This window comes from Pseudonocardia sp. EV170527-09, assembly GCF_008369905.1.
Lineage (GTDB): Bacteria > Actinomycetota > Actinomycetes > Mycobacteriales > Pseudonocardiaceae > Pseudonocardia.
Window position 1 is genome coordinate 1 of sequence record NZ_VRMC01000165.1, and the last position, 5,064, is coordinate 5,064.

5 protein-coding genes are annotated in these 5,064 nt (G+C 71.9%); 3 read left to right on the forward strand and 2 right to left on the reverse strand.

The window, feature by feature from the left end; translation table 11 throughout:
• Positions 1–1,196 (reverse strand): hypothetical protein (locus FVA95_RS27390; RefSeq protein WP_149666695.1); only part of this gene is annotated, 1,196 nt, incomplete at its 3' end.
• 263 nt (positions 1,197–1,459) lie between these two features.
• On the opposite strand from FVA95_RS27390, the gene FVA95_RS27395 reads away from it, so the two are divergent.
• Together FVA95_RS27395 and FVA95_RS27400 are read left to right on the forward strand one after the other, a co-directional pair.
• Positions 1,460–1,747: an AbrB/MazE/SpoVT family DNA-binding domain-containing protein gene (locus FVA95_RS27395; RefSeq protein WP_149666697.1), complete on the forward strand. Its 288-nt coding sequence runs from the start codon at positions 1,460–1,462 to the stop codon at positions 1,745–1,747.
• Positions 1,744–2,172 carry a type II toxin-antitoxin system VapC family toxin gene (locus tag FVA95_RS27400; RefSeq protein WP_149666698.1) on the forward strand — a complete coding sequence of 143 codons (429 nt, stop codon included), beginning with the start codon at positions 1,744–1,746 and terminating at the stop codon, positions 2,170–2,172. Before FVA95_RS27395 ends, FVA95_RS27400 begins: the two co-directional genes overlap by 4 nt.
• A 23-nt stretch (positions 2,173–2,195) precedes the next feature.
• Here the strand turns inward: FVA95_RS27400 and FVA95_RS31435 are convergent, their stop codons facing one another.
• A complete protein-coding gene (locus FVA95_RS31435) occupies positions 2,196–3,587 on the reverse strand; it encodes a hypothetical protein (RefSeq protein WP_149666699.1) in 1,392 nt (463 codons plus the stop codon).
• A 176-nt stretch (positions 3,588–3,763) separates the two neighbouring features.
• On the opposite strand from FVA95_RS31435, the gene FVA95_RS27410 reads away from it, so the two are divergent.
• The gene (locus tag FVA95_RS27410) at positions 3,764–4,798 is read left to right on the forward strand and encodes a site-specific integrase (RefSeq protein ID WP_161992494.1); all 1,035 of its coding nucleotides are present in this window, start codon (positions 3,764–3,766) and stop codon (positions 4,796–4,798) included.
• Positions 4,799–5,064: the final 266 nt, after the last annotated feature.

Here is a 5,064-nt window from a genome sequence, read left to right on the forward strand (position 1 = left end):
CGTTGCTCGCCGTAGGCGCGTTCGCGGTCGACGTCGTGGGCGAGCTGCTCGCGCAGCGCGGCCAGGCTGCTCTCCGCCGCCGCCCGGCCGGCGCGGTGCTCGGCGGCCTGCTCGCGCACGTCGTTGATCTCGTCGGCCAGGCGGGCGCGGTCGGTCTCGGCGCGGTCGCGGTCGCGGCGGGTCGCCGCCAGGTCCGCGGCCGTGGTGTCGCGTTCGGTGGCCAGCTGCTCGACGCGGGCCCGGGCCTCGGCGAGCTGGGACTCGGTGCGGGTGTGCTCCCGGGTCAACACGGCCAGCTCAGCGTTCACTCGCTCGGTCTCCGCCGCGGCGGTGTCGCGCGCGGCCGCCGCGGTGTCGCGCTCGGCGACGGCGGTCTCCAGCTCCGCACGCACTCCGGCCAGCTGGGCGGTCAGCTCGGTGGTGACCCGCTCGGTCTCGGCCCGGGCCGCGTCGCGCTCGGCGGTGAGGTCGGCGACCTGCTGCTCCAGCTCGGCGCGGGTCGCCGCGAGCTGAGCCTCGGCGGCCTCGCGGGCGGCGACGGCCTCGGCGCGGGCGAGCTCGGCGGCATCGCGCTCGGCGAGCGCGGCGGCGGCGTCGTCGGACTCGGCGGCCGAGCGGCGGGCGGCCTCGGCGGCATCTTGGGCGGCGCGGGCCTGGGCGCGGGCCTCGTCGGTCGCGGCCTGGGCCTGGTCGACCTCAGCGCGCGCAGCGCGCCGGACAGCGGCGATCTCCGCGGCGACCGCGTCGGGATCGGCCAGGGCGCCCAGCGCGGAACGCAGCTCCTCACCGCTCACCTCCAGGCGGGAGATCAGCGCAGCGACCTGCTCGGCGACGGTCTTCTCCGCCCGGGCGATCGGACGGGCAAGGGCGTCATCGGGCACACCACGGCGGCGCACCGGGACACCGCCGTCGGCGATCCGCTTGGCGTTGACCCGGTCGTGCATCACCCCACCCACGACCTGGTAGCAGTACTTCGGCCGCCGCCCGGACCCGGCGTACTCCATCGTGTTCGCACAGCCCGGGAACTGGCACGGCTCCAGCTCCGGCGCCCCCGCGCGCGCCCGCCATGCCGGACCGCCGGGCCCGACCGGCCCGGCGCCGTCCGACGGCGCGCCGGGACCCGGATCGACCGGTGACGTCGCCGCGGTGTCGCCGCTGCGGTCGGCCGGCTCGCCGGGGAAGGGCTGCTCACTCACGACGCCGACCCTAGCTGTTTCGTATCGTTCTGTCAATCGTTCTGTATTTCGTTTCGTTTCGTTTCGTTGCGTTGCAACGAAACGATACGAAACAGCTGGTGCTTGGCGGGACCATGCAGGGAAGGCCGCCGAGCAGAGCTGAACGCCAGGCGACAGAAGCAACGTTATGTTGCGTAGAATCTCGATGCGGGTGCACCGGCTTTTCTGTCGTCGCATAGAGCGGCCTGTCAGGTAGTGGACACATCTGCGCTAGACTCGGTGGTATGTCGGAGCAGGTAGACGATGCGGGACGTGCCGAGGTCGTCGTCAATCGGGACGGTCGAATCCTGATCCCCGCGCAGGTGCGTCGTGATCTGGGATTGGCTGCCGGGTCGACGCTGTTGCTGTCGGTCGAGGACGGGCGGGTGGTGATGGAGTCCCGGGCGCAGCTGGTCGCGCGGATGCGCCGGGAGATCGCCGCGGAGTGGCAGGGCGACCCGCAGGACTCGGCCGCCGACGAGCTGATCGCCGAGCGCCGGGCCGAGGCCGCGACCGAGGACACCTCCTCGTGACCGGGCCGGACCGGGCTGCGGTCAGCGAGTCCCCTGGCTCCCGCGGCCCGGCGGTGCTGGACGCCTCCGCGGTGCTGGCCTGGCTGCGCGCCGAGCCCGGCGCCGACGTCGTCGAGAGCTACCTCGAGGCAGCGGTGATCTCGGCGGTGAACCTCTCGGAGGTCTACCAGAAGCTGGCCCAACGCGGCGTCGACGCCGACCGCACCCTGCGCCAGCTGCGCACCCTGGGGATCGGCATCGAACCGGTCACCGCCACCGACGCCGTCACCGCCGCGACCCTGTGGCCGGTCACCCGGGCGGCCGGGCTGTCCCTGGGCGATCGGTGCTGCCTGGCCCTGGCCACCCGCCTCGCCGGCCCGGCGGTCACCGCCGACACCGCCTGGACACAGCTCGAGGTCGGGGTGGCGGTCGTACCCATCCGGTAGGACACGAGGACGACACCGCGGGGTCAACCCCGGCGGGTTCCCTCCGCGCGCCGGAGCACCTCGTGCAGCCCCGGGTAGCTGTAGTACTCCGCGCGCCCCTCGGTCGACTCGCACTTCGCGGCGAAATCGCCGAAAGGACCGAACCGGGCGTCACCGAGGTGGGCCGTCGCGTGGAACAGCTGCACAGCCAGGCCGGGCATCTCCACGGCCTGTCGGCACTCGTTGTTGTCGTGCCAGCTGCACAACGCTTCCTGCAGGGTCTCCACGGTCAGATACTCCGCGTGCTGGACGAGCAGCCGCCCCACGGCTTCTCCGGTCCGCCAGCTCCCGGCGGTCTGCAGCGCAACGATTACCGCCGGAACGAAATACTCGGCGGCACGCGCGGCCATGACGTTGCGTCTGTGGTGATCATCGAGCTGCTCGAACCGCAAGGCCAGGGCTGGCAGCCGGTCCCGTGCCTGCTTGCTCGCCACGACCGCGAGACTGGCTGCCACGTCGTGCGGTAGGGGCTCCCACGGCACCACAGTGATCGGCCTGCTCAACTGCGCCTGGAACCGGTCGGCGAGCGGCTGACCCACAGCCGACCAGAAGTAGTCGTGGTCCGCCATCCGCACCAGAACCCGCAGCTGGGTCGCAGCGTCAAGGGTCTGCAGCTGCTCTTGGCAATGCCCCACGGCGTCGCGCACTGTATCCCGATCCCGCTCGGCAAGAGCTTCCAGCGCCACCGCCATCCGATCGGCGTGCTCGCTCGGCGAGATGACACCGTCCGCCGCGAGTTCGAGCATCGCCGACTTGGCCGCGAGTTTGATGATGGAGTTGCGGGTCGCCACTCGGGTGCGATCATGGAACGTCGCCTGCACGTGCAACGCAGACGGCGCCCACATCGGGTCGCAGATGTAGCTCTTGAACTCCTCGATCAGCTTCTTGCCCTGCGTCGGAGGATGGACCAACAACGTCGTCAGGGCGACCGCGAGATGTGCCCGCCCGACCTCGGCACGCGGGGTGTAGGCCTCGCCGGCCGCGCGCAGCGACGGGTGCGCGCACAGGTGGCGGTCTTCCCGGATCCGGTTCAGCTCCCGGCCGTCGATCGTGTCGATCAGCTCGAACTTCACGGCCTCGTCGACCAGCGCGCCCTCGATCTTCTGCATGGCGGTGACGCCCTCGGGCCTCAGGCCGTGCTCTCGGGCGGTCTCCACCTTGTGTCGGAACTGCTGGGCCTGGGCGTCGCCTTCATCCGCCAGGCGGACCAGCTTCCCGATGATGTCGGCGCCGACTGCCGACCAGGTCGCGGCGATGCAGGACCGGATCGCACCGGCGTTGTAGCAACGCCACGCCTCCTCCGCGAGGGGGCGGACGTCGGGGCTCCACACCTGCGCGATCAGCGTCTCCAGATCAGATGCCACCAGCGCCTCCATCCCATGATCAGTTAAGCGCCAAGGAGCCGGTGTCCGTCAGGCGTTCGCACCGTCTGTCGTAGAGACCGCTCCGAGCGTGACAATGGCCAGATCACATGACGTCTCCCTCAGCGGTCCGCCGCTGTCGCGGCGCGGGTCCCCGGCGAGGTCGGCCTGGCTCGCTACCGTCGCTGATCGTGTCCGATCACCAGCAGCGCGAGCTCACCGCCGCGGCCGCGGCCGCCGGGCTGGTGCCCGTCACCGACCTCGACGGCGGCCCGCTCTCGGCCGAGGAGGCCGCCTACGGCCAGGCCTCGAAGGCCGCGGCGACGATCGAGGCCTACCGCGCCGACTGGCAGGAGTTCTGCGACTGGTGCGCCGGCGCACACCATGCGCCCGCACCCGCCCCACCGGCCGCGGTCAGCGGGTACCTGACCGCCCTGGCACGAGCCGGGGCGAAGGTCTCCACCATGAGCCGGCGCATGGCCGCGATCCGGTTCTTCCACGCCCTGGCCGACCTACCCGACCCGACCAGCCCGGCCCGGGTCACCACGGTCTGGGAGGGCATCCGCCGCGTCCATGGCGCCCCACCCGACCAGGCGCCGCCGCTGATGCCCCCACAGCTGTTCGACCTCGTCGCAGCCACCGCCACCACCCGCGAGTTCCGTACCCGCCCATCCGAGCCCGACCTCGCCGGCGCCCGCGACCGCGCCCTGCTGCTGATCGGGTTCTTCTCCGCGCTGCGCTGCTCCGAACTCTGCGCGCTGACCGTCGACAACGTCCTGCCCCACGACCGCGGCCGGACCCTGGTCATCCCCTCGTCGAAGACCAACCAGCGCGGCGAACAGACCGAGCTCGTCGTCCTGCCCTACGCCAGCCACCCCGATGCCTGCCCCGTGCGCGCCCTCGACGCCTGGCTCCAGCTCTCCGGGATCACCGAGGGCCCGCTGCTGCGCCGGGTCTCCACCGGCAACCGGCCGGCCCCCACCGGGCTTCATCGGGCCTCGGTCAACCGCCGCATCACCGAGCTCGCCGCCGCGGCCGGCCACGCCGAGCAGGGCTACTCCCCGCACTCCCTGCGAGCCGGGTTCGTGACCTGGGCACATCTGCGCGGCGCCTCCGACCGCGAGATCGCCGCCCAGACCCGACATCGCTCCCTGGCCTCGGTCGGCGGCTACGTCCGCGTCCAGACCGCATGGAGCTCGAACGCCGCCACCAACATGGGGCTGTAGTCCCTCAAGCAGGAAACGATGCGTCTGGTGCAACAACACGACAGCTCGTGACAGCGCAGACATGGTGTTCGGACTTGCCGACATCGAGCCCACAGAACACCGCGAACCCGGTCGGGCTGGGGTCAGGATCGGACAACGGCCGCTCCCCTCTCGTCGCGGCAGGCCGACCATGAGCGCCCGCGCCGGCAGCTGTCGACGACGGCCTGAGACTGACCCCCTGACGTCGGATTGGGATTGACCCCTTCTGGGCGACGCTGAGGGGGTGT

Excerpts from the sequence above, each read along its gene's own strand:
- FVA95_RS27395 (WP_149666697.1), top strand. The coding sequence starts at position 1,460 with ATGTCGGAGCAGGTAGACGATGCGGGACGTGCCGAGGTCGTCGTCAAT.
- FVA95_RS31435 (WP_149666699.1), bottom strand. The coding sequence starts at position 3,587 with ATGGAGGCGCTGGTGGCATCTGATCTGGAGACGCTGATCGCGCAGGTG.